At 62.8% G+C, this 16,019-nt stretch carries 15 protein-coding genes; 6 read left to right on the forward strand and 9 right to left on the reverse strand.

The features are described from left to right. The first annotated feature begins 32 nt into the window (after window positions 1–32). The gene (locus HARCEL1_RS11395; RefSeq protein WP_159077117.1) at window positions 33–4,040 is read left to right on the forward strand and encodes a GLUG motif-containing protein; all 4,008 of its coding nucleotides are present in this window, start codon (window positions 33–35) and stop codon (window positions 4,038–4,040) included. On the opposite strand, the gene HARCEL1_RS11400 is transcribed toward HARCEL1_RS11395, so the two are convergent. The 6 genes from HARCEL1_RS11400 to HARCEL1_RS11425 form a co-directional block, all read right to left on the reverse strand. After that, entirely contained in the window at window positions 4,037–4,312 is a 276-nt protein-coding gene (locus HARCEL1_RS11400; protein WP_108383665.1) for a DUF5808 domain-containing protein, read from the reverse strand. The genes HARCEL1_RS11395 and HARCEL1_RS11400 overlap by 4 nt on opposite strands. A 32-nt stretch (window positions 4,313–4,344) precedes the next feature. After that, the gene (locus tag HARCEL1_RS11405; RefSeq protein WP_108383668.1) at window positions 4,345–6,045 is read right to left on the reverse strand and encodes a bifunctional N(6)-L-threonylcarbamoyladenine synthase/serine/threonine protein kinase; all 1,701 of its coding nucleotides are present in this window, start codon (window positions 6,043–6,045) and stop codon (window positions 4,345–4,347) included. Between the two features lie 21 nt (window positions 6,046–6,066). Then, entirely contained in the window at window positions 6,067–6,663 is a 597-nt protein-coding gene (locus HARCEL1_RS11410; protein WP_108383671.1) for a hypothetical protein, read from the reverse strand. Window positions 6,664–6,708: 45 nt separating this feature from the next. Beyond that, on the reverse strand, window positions 6,709–6,843 hold the full coding sequence (locus tag HARCEL1_RS11415) for a 30S ribosomal protein S27ae (RefSeq protein ID WP_108383673.1): 135 nt from the start codon (window positions 6,841–6,843) through the stop codon (window positions 6,709–6,711). Window positions 6,844–6,846: 3 nt separating this feature from the next. Continuing rightward, complete coding sequence (locus HARCEL1_RS11420) at window positions 6,847–7,158, reverse strand: 30S ribosomal protein S24e (RefSeq protein WP_108383676.1); 312 nt, start codon at window positions 7,156–7,158, stop codon at window positions 6,847–6,849. A gap of 146 nt (window positions 7,159–7,304) precedes the next feature. Next, window positions 7,305–7,652 (reverse strand): DUF5658 family protein, encoded by a 348-nt coding sequence (locus tag HARCEL1_RS11425; RefSeq protein ID WP_108383678.1) that lies wholly within the window; start codon window positions 7,650–7,652, stop codon window positions 7,305–7,307. Window positions 7,653–7,822: 170 nt separating this feature from the next. Between HARCEL1_RS11425 and HARCEL1_RS11430 the strand changes: the two genes are divergently transcribed. The 3 genes from HARCEL1_RS11430 to HARCEL1_RS11440 are packed head-to-tail and all read left to right on the forward strand — an operon-like array spanning window position 7,823 to window position 9,157. Next, complete coding sequence (locus tag HARCEL1_RS11430; RefSeq protein ID WP_108383681.1) at window positions 7,823–8,002, forward strand: DUF1918 domain-containing protein; 180 nt, start codon at window positions 7,823–7,825, stop codon at window positions 8,000–8,002. Between the two features lie 4 nt (window positions 8,003–8,006). Next, complete coding sequence (locus HARCEL1_RS11435) at window positions 8,007–8,438, forward strand: RNA-binding protein (protein WP_108383684.1); 432 nt, start codon at window positions 8,007–8,009, stop codon at window positions 8,436–8,438. Further along, the gene (locus HARCEL1_RS11440) at window positions 8,435–9,157 is read left to right on the forward strand and encodes an RNase P subunit p30 family protein (RefSeq protein ID WP_108383686.1); all 723 of its coding nucleotides are present in this window, start codon (window positions 8,435–8,437) and stop codon (window positions 9,155–9,157) included. Before HARCEL1_RS11435 ends, HARCEL1_RS11440 begins: the two co-directional genes overlap by 4 nt. Window positions 9,158–9,652: 495 nt before the next feature. Here the strand turns inward: HARCEL1_RS11440 and HARCEL1_RS11450 are convergent, their stop codons facing one another. Together HARCEL1_RS11450 and HARCEL1_RS11455 are read right to left on the reverse strand one after the other, a co-directional pair. Next, window positions 9,653–11,032 carry a COG1361 family protein gene (locus HARCEL1_RS11450; protein WP_108383693.1) on the reverse strand — a complete coding sequence of 460 codons (1,380 nt, stop codon included), beginning with the start codon at window positions 11,030–11,032 and terminating at the stop codon, window positions 9,653–9,655. Further along, complete coding sequence (locus tag HARCEL1_RS11455; protein WP_159077118.1) at window positions 11,029–13,440, reverse strand: hypothetical protein; 2,412 nt, start codon at window positions 13,438–13,440, stop codon at window positions 11,029–11,031. The genes HARCEL1_RS11450 and HARCEL1_RS11455 overlap by 4 nt, the downstream gene beginning before the upstream one ends. 818 nt (window positions 13,441–14,258) lie before the next feature. Here HARCEL1_RS11455 and HARCEL1_RS13470 point away from each other — a divergent pair. Next, window positions 14,259–14,615, forward strand: a complete 357-nt coding sequence (locus HARCEL1_RS13470) for a hypothetical protein (RefSeq protein WP_159077119.1) — start codon at window positions 14,259–14,261, stop codon at window positions 14,613–14,615. A 323-nt stretch (window positions 14,616–14,938) separates the two neighbouring features. On the opposite strand, the gene HARCEL1_RS11460 is transcribed toward HARCEL1_RS13470, so the two are convergent. Further along, a complete protein-coding gene (locus HARCEL1_RS11460; protein WP_108383698.1) occupies window positions 14,939–15,340 on the reverse strand; it encodes an HVO_A0114 family putative DNA-binding protein in 402 nt (133 codons plus the stop codon). Window positions 15,341–15,536: 196 nt separating this feature from the next. Between HARCEL1_RS11460 and HARCEL1_RS11465 the strand changes: the two genes are divergently transcribed. Next, window positions 15,537–16,016: an Rpp14/Pop5 family protein gene (locus tag HARCEL1_RS11465; RefSeq protein WP_108383701.1), complete on the forward strand. Its 480-nt coding sequence runs from the start codon at window positions 15,537–15,539 to the stop codon at window positions 16,014–16,016. The last annotated feature ends 3 nt before the right edge of the window (window positions 16,017–16,019 follow it).

Consider the following 16,019-nt stretch of genomic DNA (forward strand, 5'->3'; position numbering starts at 1 on the left):
GAGCGCATCGACGCGAGCGGGCGGTGGCTGTGATGAGATCCAGACTCGCCCTGGGACTGATCGTGCTGGTCGCCGGCACACTCCTCGGTGTCGCGAGCGCCGACACGACGGCGACACCCGGTGAGAACGTGACCACCGACGCGGAGACGACCATCGAGAATACGACGGTCAGGACCGTCGAGACGACGGCCGCGACGCCGACGACCGTCGATCCGGGGGCAGAACTCGCGGGGTCGGGGACCGCCGACGACCCCTACGTGATCGAGCGGGCCGACCAGTTCCGTCTGATCGACGGCGATCTGGACGCGGAGTACGTCCTCGGCAGTGACCTGGACTTCTCCGAGACGGCGATCGATCCCGTCGGCGCGAACGACACCGTCGATGAGGCCACTCGGAAATTCAACGGCACGCTCGACGGCCAGGGCCACACGGTCGAGAACGTGACCGTCGCGGGGCCGCGAATGCCGCTCGTCCGGACCGTGGGTGAGACGGGCCGTGTCGAGTCGCTTCGCGTCGTCGGCGTCGACGGATCGGGCACCGCCGCCGTCGTCGACTCGAACCGCGGGACGATCGCTGACGTCCACGTCACGGGGACGGTCCTCGCGACCGGCGAGTACGCTAGCGCCCCGCTCGTTGAGTTCAACACCGGCACCGTGCGGTCGGTGAGCGGCGATGTGACCGTCGAAGGCAACGCTGACGGGAGGACGCGTCAGCCGACGATCGGCGGCCTCGTCGGCCACAACGAGGGGCTGATCGAGAACGCGACAGTCCGGGGCGAGGTCGTCGGTCACGACGGTAACCGCGCCGTCGGCGGCATGGCGGCGACCAACGACCGCGGCGGGCGGATCGTCGATGCGACCGCACACGCGACCGTCGAGGGCACGAACAGCGTGGGCGGCCTGGTCGGGTTCAACGGTCGCGCGACGGTCACCGATTCGCGAGCGACGGGAGCAGTCACCGGCGAAAACAGCGTCGGCGGCCTCGTGGGCCACTCCACACACGAGGTCGCGCTCGGTGGAGACGACATCGACGCCACCGGCCGGATCGTCCGATCGCGGGCGAGTGGGACGGTAACTGGCGACGATGCCGTGGGGGGCCTCGTCGGGCGGTCCGAACGGCCGATCCGGCAGTCCGTCGCGACCGGGACCGTCAGCGGAGCCCAAACGGCGAGCGGCGAGCGAGGTGGCACCGACGTCGGTGGGCTCGTCGGCCTGGCGCGCGACGATATCACCGACAGCTACGCACTCGGGGCGGTTCGTGGCGAGGAGTCGGTCGGCGGCCTCGTCGGCACGTACGACGCCTTCGACGCGACGATCGACGGTGCGTACGCCGTCGGCACCGTCGACGCCGACACCGAGAGCGGCGCGCTCGTCGGATCGGTCGACGGCACGCCCGAGGCCAGCGCAGTCTACATCCGTGGGTCGGACACGACGGACCCGACACTCGGGACGGCCCTGACGACCGAGCAGATGACCGGCGAGAACGCGATGACGGCCCTCTCGGGGCTCGACTTCGAAGGCAACTGGACGACCACCGATCGGTATCCCAATCTCGCCTGGGAGCAAGACGGAGAGGATCGCGTGACGGTTCGCATCCGACCGCTCGTCGACGGCCGACAGCCCGCGGCTGGCGAATCCTTCGAGTTGTTCGTCAGCGCGGTCCCCCCGGAGAACGAGACGATCACGTCGACGACGACCGCGGTTACGGGGACGACCCTGACCGGTGAGACGGTCAGGACCGAGACCGACGGCGACCGGCCCTCGCTCACCGTCGAGCACGCCGGGGAGTACACCGTCCGCACGACCGTCGAGACCAGTGAGGGAGGAACAGCCGTCGCAGAGCGATCGATCACGGTCGCGCCCTCGCCCGCGACGCTCGACGGGGCGGGCACCGCCGACGATCCCTATCGGATCGCGAGCGTCGAGGGGCTGCTCGCCATCGACGCCGCCCCCGACGCCCACTATCGGCTCGTGAGTGACATCGACGCGGGTCGGGCGGTAGAGCCGCTGCCCGCCATCGCCGCCGAGCAGCCAGCCGACTATGGCTCGTATTTCGACGGGTTCGGCGGCACACTCGACGGGGCGGGCCACACCGTCAGCGACGCGCGCCTCGGGGGGAGCGGCCTGTTCGCGGAGATCGGTGATCACGGGACGGTCCGGAACCTGACCGTCGAGAACGCGAGCGTCGACGGAAGTGGCGAGGTCGGCCTGCTGGCCGGCCTCTCACACGGCCAGATCGCGAGCGTCACCGTCAGCGGGACCGCCTCCGGCGACACCGTCGGCGGTCTCGTCGGCAACACCCTCGGCACCGCCAGGAACGTCAGCGCCGACGTCGCCGTCTCCGGCGAGGAGGCGGTCGGCGGCCTCGCCGGGTCGAACGGCGGCCGGATCGAGGGCGCGGTCGCGCGCGGCGACGTCGACGGCACGCACGGCTACGGGGCAGACGCCACGGGTGGGCTCGTCGGGGAGAGCACCGGCCCGATCGTCGACGTGCGCGCGCACGGCGACGTGACCGGCACCGACAACGTCGGCGGCCTCGCCGGCGAGCAGTCGCTCGGGGGCGACACGCTCCGTCGGGCCGTCGCGACCGGGTCAGTCTCCGGCGGGAGCGCAGTCGGCGGCCTCGTCGGGACGAACGACGCGGACCTCGCCGACGTCGCCGCCCACGGATCGGTGACCGGCGACGACGCTGTCGGCGGCCTGATCGGTCGGGCCCGCGAGGCCAGCGTCGACGGCGCGTTCGCGACCGGGCAGGTCTCGGGGACGAGTGACGTCGGTGGGATCGCGGGCACGTTCAGCGATCGCGTCGACTACCGGACGTTCACCGACGGCGTCTACTTCGACACCGAAGCGACCGGGCAAGACCCCGTGTTCGCGGACACCGGGCGCACGACCGCGGAGATGACCGGCGCGGACGCCCGCGAGCACCTCGAAGCACTGGACTTCGAGACGACCTGGACGACGACCGAGGAGTACCCCAGGCTCGACCGAGACCCGACGGCGGACGGGCCGACCGTCTCGGTCGCGTTCGATCCCGGCATGGTGCGTCCCGACGGCACGACGACGGCGACGCTGCGACTCTCGGGGGCCCCCGAGGGGCTGTCGGGATACAACCTCAGCGTCGCGCTCGCGAACGACTCGGTCGCGACCATCGCGTCAGTGTCGGCCCCCGAGCAGTTCGGCGCGATCAAACGCGTCGAACGGACCGGTAACGGGACGGCACTCCTGAAAGTCTCAGACGGCGCGGGCGCGATCGACGGCCCGGCCCGGAACGTCACGCTCGGGACGCTCACGATCGACGCCGCGGCCACGGGCACGACGAACGTCTCCGCCGACGTCGAGAGCGTCCAGGCCGAAACCGGGGAGCCCTACGACACGGAACCCACCGCCGACACGCTCACCGTCACCGATATCGACCGCCAGACGGTCGCGGTCGACGTCGCGCCCGACCGCGTGAGTGTGAATCGGACGACGACGGCGACCGTGCGACTCGACGAGACCCCCGCCGGCCTCTCGGGGTACGAGGTTCGCGTCGCCGTCGCGAACGACTCGGTCGCCACGATCGAGTCGGTCTCGGCGCCCGAGGAGTTCGGCCCCATCCGCTCGGTCGAACGGACCGCCGACGGAGCGCACATCAAGGTCTCGGACAGCGCGGACGCGGTCTCCGGGCCGACGTCGAACGTCACGCTCGCGACGGTGACGCTGCGCTCCGACGAGCCAGGAGCGACGGCAGTGACGGCGAGCGTCGACACCGTCATGGCCGAGGACGGCACGCCGTACCCGACGGCGACCGAGCGCGGGAACCTCGCGGTCGTCGACGTCACCGCCGAACCGATCGACGGCACGAAACCCCAGGACATCGACGAGGACTGGACCTACGAGGACGTCAACGGGAACGGGCAACTGGACTTCCCCGACGTGAACACATTCGTGCAGTCCCTCGACGAGCCCGTTGTCACCGATCACGTCGCCGCCTACGACTTCGACGGCGACGGCGACATCGATCTCCAGGACGCGCTCGCGCTGTTCGAGATGGTCTAGTCGATCAGGACTTCGGTGTCCGCGTCGTCTGCGTCGTCCGCGTCGGCCGATCGCTGACTCGCGCGCTCGTGATACCACAGCAGGCCCGCGACCGCGAGCAACACCCACGTCCGCCAGGACGCCAGGTTGACCGTGTAGCCGATGCCGAACGGTTTCTGGACGATCATGCCCTTTCCCGGCTGGACGTGCGCGGCGAGCATGCGCCGCAGACCGGGGCGTTCGAAGTTGTACGGGACACCGAGCAGGCTGCCAGTGGTCGGTTTGTCTGCCATACTGACGCGTACGCCCGGGTGGGTCAAGTAGGTTAGCCACCCTGATAGCGGCCCCGACCCGTGATCGCCCCGACGCGGTCGAGCACCGCACGAGCCCCGCCGGCCCCGAGATACGCGCGCTCGGCGGCGGCCCGATACCGATCGGGCGCGTCGGTCGTCCCCGCGAGACTCCGGGCGAAGACGTGCAGGTCCATCGCCAGATCTTCGGGGTGGTCGCTGTAGTAGCCCAGTCCGAAGTCGATGAGGACCAGCGTCCCATCGCCGCAGACCCGCGCGTTCCGCACGGTCGGGTCGCCGTGGGCGATGCCGGCGTCGTGGAGTCCGGCGAGCAGTCGACCCATCCGGGCCGCGCGATCGGTCGTCATCACCCGATCCAGGTCGGACTCACCGACGCGCTGGACGACCAGGCGCCCCGCGCGTGGCTCGACGTCACGCACGACCGGCGTCGGCACGCCCGCGCGGCGGGCGTCGGCCAGCAAGCGGGCCTCCTGACGGGTGCGCTCGGCGCGGAGTCGGCGATCCAGGTCGGGATGGCGGTAGGCGCGGGGAACCCGCTCTTTGACGACGCGGTCACCCTCGATGGTGACGGTCGCCTCCGCGCCCTGGACGAGATCGGATCCGCGCTCGCGTGGCGGGTCGGCCCGCCAGGTGACCGGGACGGCGTCGGGTCGATAATTCGAGTCGACCGCCGACTCGTCGATCGCGAGCGTATCGCCCGCCGCGAACTGCTTCGCGCCGAGGACGGCGATCATCCCGGCGTTGTCGCTCAAAAAGCGAGGCTCGGGAATGTACAGATCGGCGTCGCGGTGGGCGGCCATCGCTTCGAGCATGCCCTGTAGGCGGGCGTTGTTCGCGACGCCACCGCCGACGACCAGTTCGTCACGGCCCGTCAGTGCGAGTGCGCGCTCGGCCACCTCCGTGAGCATCGCGAAGATCGTCTCTTCGAGACCCCGACAGACGTCCTCGACGGGGTGGTCAGCGACGGCCGCCTGGGCCGCACTCGACAGGCCCGCAAACGAGAAGTCCATCCCCTTCACGACGTAGGGCAACTCAACGTACTCACCGTCGCGAGCGTGGGCCTCGACGGTCGGCCCACCCGGGTGCGACCAGCCCACCTCGCGGGCGAACTTGTCGATGGCGTTGCCCACGCCGGTGTCCATCGTCTCACCGAGGACGCGGTATTTCCCGTTGCGATACCCCAGGACGTGAGCGTTCGCGCCCGAGGCGTTCAGCCCGATCGGATCCGAAAAGCCGGCGCGGTGGCGACCAATTTCGAGGTGGGCGAGCATGTGGTTGACACCCACGAGCGGGACGCCGAGTCGCTGGGCGAGCGCGCGGGCCGCCGTTCCGGTGATCCGCAGACACGGACCGAGACCGGGCCCGCGGGAGAAGGCGACCGCATCCACGGGCGCCTGCGGCCGTGGGCTCGTGGACGCGTCCACGGCGTCGATCGGGGCCGACCGCTCGGCGTCGCCGGGCAGCGACTCCTTTTCCGCCCGTTCGCGCGCGTGATCGAGCGCCCAGTCGACGACCGCGGGGATCGCCTCGCGCATATGTTCGGCGGCCTCGCGAGGGTGGAGCCCGCCGCTCGACGGTTCGTAGGCCCGCGACTCGATCGCGACGTGTTCGTCTGCACTGCCGACGGACGGATCGCGGGTCTCGTAGATCGCCGCACTGGCGGCCCAGGCGGTCCCCTCGATCCCGAGCACGCGGAGCGGGCGATCCTCAGTCACGAGAAATGGTGGGGCGCTCGATCACAAGGCCGTGTCGGTCCCGGCCGATCGGCGCCGCCAGGCCCGGATCGCGGCGACTGCGAGCGCCTGCGGGACGATTGCACCAGCGACCGCGACCGTGGCGACGACCGCGAACAAGACCCCCAGGCGAACGGGAGCGGGCCCGGTCCCGACGGGCGTTGCGACCAGTCGGACGGCCGGGAGTCCGAGCGTCTGCACGGCGACGGCCCCGCCGGCCACCGCGAGACCGACCCAGACGGCGGTTGCGCCGGCGACGACCGCAACCGATCCCGGGCCCCTCGCCACGAAGCCGCGACGACGACACCACTCGCGAGCGATCACGATATCGACGCCCACGAAGACGGCCAGACCGAGGCCGATCGCGATCTCGGTCAGCACGTGTTCGAGCGGGTGGAACGCGACGACGTGAATGGGCACTCCGGTCGGCCCCGCAGACTCGACAAGCAGGGCTCTGATCAAGCCGAGACCGCCGACATACAGCCAGAGCGTCGTCGCGGGCGCGACGATCACCACCGAGAGGGCGACGATCGCGAGCGACCAGGGATCGAGCGCGTCTCGAAGCCGACCGACCACGGCGCGGGTGCTCGACGTGGACACGAGTCGTCCGTTCGACGGGGTCCGCGAAAAGAACGGCGTTCGCGCTTACTGCCACTCGGTGTAGCTACACGCACCACAGTGGAGCCGATCGCCGTGATCAGCGAGGAACGTGTCGCCACAGCGGGGGCACTGCTCGTTGTCGGTCTGGCCCTCGTCGTCGTACAGTTCGTAGTGGGCCATCGATCAGGCCTCCTCTGGTTCGGCCTCGCCGTTGTCGGCGGCGATCTTGTTGCGTTCGAGCATGTGGTCCTGCTCGACGTCACGAGCGTGGGTCGACGACTCGTAGACCTTCGCCACGCCGACGGTCTTGCGCATGCCGAACTTCGTGTCGAGTTTCCGCACGACGACTTCCTCGGCATCCTTGTTCAGTTTCGCCGCGAGCGAGTCACGCACGGAGAGTCGCGACGGCGTCGCCTCGTCGTGGGTCATCTCGAACCGGACGTCAGTCCGGTGCAACATGGGATTGTCGTCTTCCGCTATGATGTCGATGTCCATAGTTCGTTGCCGTATACTCCCGCTGTCTCGCCTAAAAGGATTTCGAAGGAGCCGGTCCAACGGCGTCGAAACGGGCTCATACCCGCGATTTCGCGGATGGCGGGCCACCCCGATAGCGACTCCAGTCCCGGAGTGGAGAAGCGCACTCAGAGCACGTGGAGCGCGATCATCCAGGTGTTGATCACGATCGCCACGCCGCCGACGGCGGTCAGCGTCAGCGGAATCGTCTCGGGCCAGTACCGCTCGTCGAGGCGGCGATAGACTGCCCAGAGGACCCCGACCGCGAGGAGTTTCAACCCGACCATCGCCGGCAGCGCCCCAACGGCGTCCATCACCATCGCGGGCACCGGATTCGACTCGCTCACCCCGACCTGCAGGCCGTACGTCGTCGTGAGGATGTCGCCCGCGACGAACACGACCAGCGCGACCCCCCAGGCCACGGTGCCCGTCGAAACGGTCGTCACTGACGACCCCCCTTCGATGACCTCACCCATGCGTTGATTCAAATTGGTGAGCACGCCGAATAAATCGCTCGGTGGGTGAAATCAGTCCTCGGACGGGCCGAGACGCGACTGACCCGTCGACGCCCCCGCTGGCCGGATTCGAGCGCGCGCCACTCGGGCCGGATCGATCCGTTTTATGGGGCCGGGGTCTACGATCCGGTATGGCATTCGAAGAAGACGACGCGGTCATTCTGCACGACGAGCACAGCGACTTCGACGGCGAAGAAGGCACGATCGAGAACGTGATGGACACGATGTTCGGTGACGCGACCTACATCGTCGCCTTCGAGGACGGCAAAGAACAGGGCGTGCCCGAGGACAACATCGAGGCCGCCGAGTAGCGCGATGGGGGCGATACCGCTCCACTACGTCGATCTGCGGGCGTTCTCCTATGGCACCGAACGCGACGACCGCGTGGAGCGGGCGCTTCGGCGCTTCCTCCCCGAGGAGGCGACGATCGACCGGGTGAATAGCGAGGGCCACATGGGCGATCCGATCGGCGTGTTCTCGGCGCGGATCGAGCACGCCGACGGGATGCGGACGATCCTCGACGCGCTCGGAGACCTGCCTGCCGACGAGCGCGATCGCCTCGCCGCGACCCTCGACGATCGGGTCGACGACAACACCGCCTTTTACACGACGCTGGACAAACAGGCCGCCTGCGAGGGGTCGGTTCGACTGGGTGACGGCATCACCGTGCGCGCGAAGATCGAAGCCTACCCCGCGACCCGCGAGGGCGCGATCGAAAACGCCCGCGAGGTGTTCGGCGACCTGTGAGCTACGCCGCCGTCCTGGCCCACCCCGAGGGGTCGAGTACCGTCGCGCGCTTCGCACTCACCGCCAGCGAGTGCGGCTACGACGGGATCGTCGTCCGGAATCACGGTGGGAGCCTCCCCGAGTACGATCCAGCGGCGATCGCCGCCGAGTACGACATCGACGTAGTGAGCGGCGTCGAGGTCCGCGCGGACGATCCGAGTCGGGCGAGTGGGTTCGTGGGCAACCACCGCGCCGACAAGACGATCGTCGCCGTCCACGGCGACGACCCCGAGATCAACCGCTTCGCGGTCGAACACCCCGCGGTCGACGTGCTCGCCCACCCGATGGCCGACGACGGCGATCTGAATCACGTGCTCGCGAAGGCCGCCCGCGAGAACGGCGTCCGCCTGGAGATCGATCTCGGACCACTCGTCCGCGAGCGCGCGGGCGATCGCGTCCGGGCGCTGCAGGGCCTGCGCAAACTGCAGGAACTCCGGGCAGCGTACGACGTGCCCGCGGTGGTGAGTCTGACCCCGACGAGTCACCTCCACCTCCGCGCGCCTCGCGAGGTCGTCGCGCTGGGCGAATCGGCGGGCTTCGACGCCGCGACGATTCGGGCGGGGCTGGCAGAGTGGGGCCACCTGGCCGCCAGGAATCGGGAGCGACGCGACGAGGCGTTCGTCGAACCGGGCGTGCGACGGATCGACGGGCCGGGCGACGGGACGGGCGACGGCACCTGATCGGCGGACACGCGATCTCGACGCGACGGAACGACAACGTCGGCCCCCTGTTTCGAACGGAGTAGCGACGTCGAGACCGACGGCGGCCAGGAACGGCGTTTTCACCGGGTCGAACCCACCGCCTTCGCGGGCGGCCAGTCCTCCGAAACCGACGTCAGTTTCGCGGCATCGCCTTCGAACTGCCCACACAGAGCGCGCGCACGAGAAATGCGGTAGTCTCGACACCGTCCCGGGCGTGACGCTCGTGGCCTTTGATCCGCCCGGAGCGTTGCCGCCCCGATGGACTGGTGCCCTGGCAGCGGGATCGCGTCGGTACGGCCGATGACGCCGACGACGGAGAACCAATCCACCCACACGACAGTCGATCGTTCGATCACGATTACCCCACGGACGGTCATGAAGACACCGCAAGGATTGCTCCGCCGAAATGGGTCCGACCTCGGCGGTTCAGCTCTGTCCCCGCCAAGTGTTAGGGTCTGACCTAGAGCTTAGATGTCAGAGATAATCCGATTTTGCGTGTTCGAGCTGACGGATTGTCTCATCGACCAGGTCAGTCGCCTGTTCCTTTTCGGAGTCTGAAAGGTCCCAGTCGAGATTGATGTACCGTTTCGTGGGCGGGATTCCGTGGTTTATGAGGTTCCGGAAATCGCTCTCGATTTCGGAGGTACTCCCACCCGTCGCGATCGTACGACCGAGCTCGTTCATGTTCTCGATCTGGTCGCTCATGCCATCAGCCAGACTCTGGTTTGAACCAGCCTCCCGGATTAATTTGCGGGCCTGGTTGTACGTTTGCTTGGCACTTTTCAGATAGCAGGTGTCCGCATCGTCAGCGAGGCGAACGATGGCTTTTAACTCTTCGAGCTGGTCGATCAAGACCTGCCTATTGCGCTCACTGAGATTATCCTCTGCGTCCACATACAGCCTGAGCCAGAAGACTCTATCATCGATTATATGTGCAGAGAACTCCGTGTTGTGCGAGCCATCGTTTTTGCGGTACGCCGCGATTTGATCGTTGATGTCACTCTCGACCCATCCGGCACGTTTCCGCAAGTTTCGATTGTAGTCCAGACTCCCAGACAAGTTATCCACTGTTGAGTCGAACGAATTTATTTTGTCGTCGGCCTCGCTCAAGCACCGGAACTTGTCTGCGGCACGTACCTTCGAGCTGACCGTCGTTACTATTTCGCCGTTAACACTCACGTCGACGGTAACAGTGTACAATCCAGATGGAACAGGAGTCCCGTGAACGCTTTCGGCAGTAGAGACGTTCAGGTGGATCAAGGATTTACCCTCAACTTCAAGCGTCCCGATGGAGTGTTCGCTGCCGTTTGTCACCACCAGCGGATCAGCATCGACGGAAACCTCGACGTTTTCAGCCGAGTCGAACCCCGTGTTCTGAACGGTCACTGTTTTCTCTTTGGTCTCTCCAGCAGGTACGACTGTCACTGATTCGGCGTCAGCGGTGATGGAATAGCCGGCCTCATTCGCGACATCAGTGGTCTCCAACTGTCTGGCCGCGGCTTCCAGCTCCTGAAGTGCCTCCTCTTTCGCGTCGATGAGGTTCAGAATTTGCTGTTGGTTCTCTTCACCACTGAGAATATTTTTCGCCATCTTCGCGACGTTCATTATCGATTCTTCGACTTGCTGGGAAGCCCCAATCAGGGCCTCTGCCTGCTCTCTTTCCTGCGGTGTAATGCTTGGATCCTGACGCAGCTCCGCCGCAGACGCTTTCAGGGCGTCTTTTCGGTCCAACTCATCGTCGAAATCATCAAGCATCGGGGGAATGTATTTGATCGCCTCCCCCCACGCTTCGTTTTCCACAGCGGTCCTGAAGTCTCCCTGTGGGTCATCGGTCTTCGTCTGTGATTCACTCATATATCATACACCCCATTCAGATTGTCAGTCCAATCGGGATTCGGCATGTCCCACACCATGTCTGCTTCAATCCACTCCAGGAATACCCCGTGTATTTTACGGATTTGATAAAGCACTGTCGCAATTCCGGTTACCCCTAAGACGAAAGTCACCGCCTCCAATATTGTCATAGCCGTCAATATGTACGCAGAAATCGTAAAGAAGGTGGCTACAGCTGGTGGTACACCTAAACCCTCGGTAGCCACAATAGCGATCACGCCAACAAGGGCCATCAGACCCAACAAGAGAAGCGATGCTATGCTCAATTTAATTCTTTGGAACTTTTGATACCCCAACAGCAATGACTGTAAACGTGTTTGCATCTTTATGAGGGCAATGGCGGTATCCGCCCCTAATTGCCGTGTCGTACTGTCTTGGTGTGGGACCACTTCGCTTGGGTCCTCAGCACGTGATTTCAGGGTGTCTGCAAACTCATTCACTGTGGGGTCGATTGGATATATATTACTCCCAATAGCGTCGTTAATCCCGTCACCGATGTCTTCAGTTGTGTCTTCAGCCACATCTACCACCGTATTTAAGTCTTCAATCAAACCTGAATCGTTGAACTCGGTAATTATTGTTTCCCACGGAATCTCAACAGGCGGATTAACAACATTTACTGTCGCACGCGTATATTCACGGGGGATTTGTTTGTAGTCAATTTCTTTGAACTCTAGGCCCAGATCCACGTCAGGATCTACCTCGAAGTCCTTATCAATAAATTGGAAGTAATATATATCCCACAGCACCTTTTGGAACCAGCCCGCGACCCCGTCCACTTTGCCCATGAGTCCTTCAAGCTCTTCAGGAGTTTTTCTCTCCAGTATCTGTTCTTCGCTTTCATCATTGTTTCCAGTGAATAAGTCACCGATAGCACTCAAAATAGAATCGGTCGACCTACCCCAGGTGACCAAATGGCCAATTAAGTCCTTCGGTTTCCTAATTTCCTTGAAGGTTTCTGCAGCTTCGTCTATCGCAGTTACTGCATCATCGACAACCCCTCGAATTTTCCGTACCGCTGTTGCATCCCCAGCTGCATTCAATCCCTTCAACATATACCTTCCCACCCTCCCAAGATTCCGACCCAGGAACATTCCGAGGCGGCCAACAGCTCCTACTTTGCCTAAGACGCTCCCGAATCCTTCAATGGCGAGTAGAAGCGACAGTGATGTAAGTAGTTCGCTGATTTTGTCGACGAGACGTTGCACTCTCTCACTGGTCGCCGCCAGGGTGACCTGTTCCCCGTCGATCAGCTGGTCAACTGCGCGCCTGTGCTGGACTCGCTCGTGGGCAGCGAAGTCGTACTCATTGTCGTTGAGTTTGTCTTCAAGTTCGTCGATGTACAACTGGGCGCTCTTGTCGACTTTATCTTCAGGGGCGATATATCCATCAGGATAGAGGTCTCGAATCTCTTCGATGCGGGTGCGCTTGTCTTCGATAGCGTTCGCGAGGGGAGATGGGCTATCCGTCTCGATACTCTGCATACCGCCTTCGTGCATGCGGAAGTCGTCCCAGACGAGAGATCCGTCTCCTTTTGCAAGCAATGGATAGTGCCCCTGCTCCCCTTGATCGATAGTATAGGTAGTGGGGACACCGGTCATCGATGCAATTTGTTGATCGGTATCATCGTAGACCCACGCACTCACGAATTTCCGCCCGTTGTCGGCTTCAGTGAGCCCCCATTCGATCCGAAGCACGTCACTCGCCGGCGATTGATCGAAATTTTCTATTTTCACCGTCCGTGGATTTTGCATCGCCGTAATCCGTTTGGAATCGTTAGGTGGGTTTTCTAAGTTGTCCGCCTCAATCAACTCGATTTCTTCCTGTTGGGTATCCACCAATATTACGTAATGCGGCTCATCCTCGTTGCCCTGGGCACGGTCCACGAGGTCGATTGCCGGAACGGGACCCGAATCCTCAACCTCCACGTGAACTTCTACCAGATCACCAATCTCCTCTGATGGGTCATTTCGACTCCAGTGGTTGAAGTGAAATCCACTAATGTCCCCTTCGGCACATGGTTCGCCTGGCAGGCAGTCGGCTCGAAGCTGGAAGTCAGTGTGACCTGATAGAGTGTTCGGTACAGGAATCGGGTCAGTTGTTTCGTGTACCTTACCATCGTAGTCATCATCTACTTGAAACCGGTACTTATCAGTATTATCGAAATTCCATTCGGGCTCAGTATATTGGTAGTCACCATACAAATCTACAATCGGTTGACCCTCGACCGAGTCACCGGCCACCCGCGAGGTGGACAACCCCAACCCCAGTACCCCGGTGATACTCGATTGGAGGACTGCCCTGCGACTCAATCCGGCCCGACGATTATTTGACGTATCGGAAAACTCGTCTTCTTCTGTCGGTTTCATTGCGGATAGCAGTGAAAGGACACCAGCAATAATTGTTTTGGTCGGTGAAAACTATAATTAATCTTGGTGCACGATAATCCAATTTGAGTAATTAACGGAGGAAATTGGGCACCCCGATCCGATAGTCAAGCGGGGTATCCCCGAAAGAGAGGCCACTTCTATAGGCGAATTACCTAATGGATCCATCTGCGCACCTAATTCCAGAGAGACACCCGAAAGCGATAAGATGTGGACTTAAAAACAGCCCCAAATTGTGTTCGTGTCAATAGTAGTCTGTAGAACCACTGGTCGTGATTGTTTGGTCCTCCCGACCAGTAGCCATTCAAAATCATTACTACGAAATTATATTCATAATCGGAACATTCAGGAAAGAGAGACACGGGAGTCTATAGCATCGGTTTTCTTAATTTTCGAGTTCTGGGACTATTAATGTCAGATTGAGGTCCTGACGAGATTAAGGTACTCAGACTCAACGAAGGGAGATGGCCAGATATCTATTTTCACCCATGCATTATTATACGTCGGAATTTCCTCAGTCTAGGCGTCGATAGGAGCAAGCTGACTGACCGACCTGTGCTACCGGGATGTGGAGTGTTTCACAGGTATCACGATTTACGCCAACATTTATTATTCGTGAACGGTCAAAAGATTCAAAAGACCTCCTGGCGAACGCTCGAAGGTGCATTTTGCTAAGAGTGGCCCCATACACTCGGAAGTATCTATAATATCTCAGTCAAGAATATTTTTGGCCAGTATCCGTCCTTTCAATGTGAAATCGTCGGCATTATAACTCCGTTCGGAGTAGTGACTAGAAGGGTATGGGTACCAAATATCAAATTTTTCTCGATGTTTGTAATTATATCTGGTGGACCAGCCTAGTTTTCATACTTTGTATTTCAGTCATTCTCGGTTTGATAACGGATAGAGGGGTGTTGGTATACGCACTTTTTGCGTACCTGTTTCTAAGTCCTATTCTATTCCCTATAGTACTCATTCTCAAATGGTTTCCGCGTGGCAACCCAAATCCATGGAAAAATGCTGAAGGCGAATATAGATTTTCCGAGGATCGCGGAGCGGATGAAGCGGATAACGTCGATGAATCGTCCGCCAATAGTGAAGAGGGTGAAACCGATGGCAGTGATGAATCTCAGTACGGTGCCGACTTCGACGCTTGAGTGGGTCGAAGCGAAAATCGTCGGGAACCCTGTCGAAGGCCGTGTGCTCGACCAAGAAAGTCGTCACGGGACAGCGCGGTTTGATATTTTAAGCGACATCTCGGCCTCGACACGAGAGCCCCGAGTGTGCCATCGTCACTCTGTACCGTCTGCGGGTTGGCCTCGAAAATCGGATCGGGAAAGGTCCGATCTGCCGAGCGAAACAGATGTTCTCGGAGCGACGGGCCCGAACCGTCAGCTATCGGCCGAGTGACTGCGACAGCGTGGCTCCAGACCGGACGACCGACGAGAACAGAACTTCGGTGGCGTTTGCGGTATCCTGGCTACGGAGCGGCGGCGTCGACCGAGCCCACTGTCTCGAACGGAATATCGACTTCGAGGCCGTCGTAGACCAGGATCGGCCTTTTCGCCCGGCCCGAGCCACCGCCCTCGAACTCGATCACGCCGATGTCTTCGAGTTCCGTGAGATTGCGATGGACCTGCTTGTAATCCCGATCGACCAGGTCGGCGGCCTCGCTGATGCTATCGGGTTCGTGCTCGGCGATGACATCTAACAGCCCGAGATTCGCCGGACTGAGCAGCCGACTGAGTTCGGCGTACGACCCGAAATTCAGCACGGGTTGGGCGTCGTCGAGCTCCTCGCCGCGCTGGGCGGCTTCGATGCGGTCGCGAGTGCGCCGATCGAGGTGGTCGTGATCGCCGACGGTGACTGTGAGCGTTGGCATGGTGGGCCCTCCTGGAGGCGTCCGACGATGGCCAGTCCAACGACGGTCGGACACCATTCGTCACCCTCTGGTACGAAGTCCAAAGATATGGTCTATGGGTCTGTCTCCATAGGGCGAGCGCAGTATCTGGGACCGCGAGAGGAAAGCAGGAACCGAAACCGTCAGGCGTAGGCCGCTCCGGCCCCGAGGCCAGTGCGTGAAGCACCTCCCGAAGTATCTCCGCCCGCGCTGGCGGTATCTCGCGGTCGGGATCGAGTCCTGGCCCGACGCGGACATCGACCGGCGGGCGTTCCAGGGCGCGATCTGGGGGGCCGCCCGCGCGTTGTTCGGCGACACCGCGAGCGCCGCCGCGGACCTCTCGGTGCTCGACTGGGAGTTCGCGGACGGCACCGGCGAAGCCATCGTGCGCGTCCGCCGTGGCGAGTGCGATCGCGCACGCGCAGCCATCGCGTCGATCGATGCGGTCGACGACGCGCCCGTCGGACTCGTCGTCCGCGGAATCAGTGGGACGCTGCGTGCGTGTGAGGAAAAGTATATGGGTCGGGCACCGATAGCCCACACAGAGAACGAGGTCGTGTTCGGGAACGATCGTCGCACGGCCGTCACCCGCGACGGGCGGGTCGACGTGCGCGACGGCGAAACGTTCACGGGGGCGACGGACTTCGATTGTCGATAACCT

The sequence above is a fragment of the Halococcoides cellulosivorans genome (assembly GCF_003058365.1).
GTDB lineage: Archaea > Halobacteriota > Halobacteria > Halobacteriales > Haloarculaceae > Halococcoides > Halococcoides cellulosivorans.

What these genes read in the sequence shown, in the direction of transcription:
- HARCEL1_RS11455 (WP_159077118.1), bottom strand. Translation starts at nt 13,440, where the DNA reads ATGAAACCGACAGAAGAAGACGAGTTTTCCGATACGTCAAATAATCGT.
- HARCEL1_RS11425 (WP_108383678.1), bottom strand. Translation starts at nt 7,652, where the DNA reads ATGGGTGAGGTCATCGAAGGGGGGTCGTCAGTGACGACCGTTTCGACG.
- HARCEL1_RS11400 (WP_108383665.1), bottom strand. Translation starts at nt 4,312, where the DNA reads ATGGCAGACAAACCGACCACTGGCAGCCTGCTCGGTGTCCCGTACAAC.
- HARCEL1_RS11415 (WP_108383673.1), bottom strand. Translation starts at nt 6,843, where the DNA reads ATGGCCCACTACGAACTGTACGACGACGAGGGCCAGACCGACAACGAG.
- HARCEL1_RS11460 (WP_108383698.1), bottom strand. Translation starts at nt 15,340, where the DNA reads ATGCCAACGCTCACAGTCACCGTCGGCGATCACGACCACCTCGATCGG.
- HARCEL1_RS11395 (WP_159077117.1), top strand. Translation starts at nt 33, where the DNA reads ATGAGATCCAGACTCGCCCTGGGACTGATCGTGCTGGTCGCCGGCACA.
- HARCEL1_RS11430 (WP_108383681.1), top strand. Translation starts at nt 7,823, where the DNA reads ATGGCATTCGAAGAAGACGACGCGGTCATTCTGCACGACGAGCACAGC.
- HARCEL1_RS13470 (WP_159077119.1), top strand. Translation starts at nt 14,259, where the DNA reads ATGGGTACCAAATATCAAATTTTTCTCGATGTTTGTAATTATATCTGG.
- HARCEL1_RS11420 (WP_108383676.1), bottom strand. Translation starts at nt 7,158, where the DNA reads ATGGACATCGACATCATAGCGGAAGACGACAATCCCATGTTGCACCGG.
- HARCEL1_RS11450 (WP_108383693.1), bottom strand. Translation starts at nt 11,032, where the DNA reads ATGAGTGAATCACAGACGAAGACCGATGACCCACAGGGAGACTTCAGG.
- HARCEL1_RS11435 (WP_108383684.1), top strand. Translation starts at nt 8,007, where the DNA reads ATGGGGGCGATACCGCTCCACTACGTCGATCTGCGGGCGTTCTCCTAT.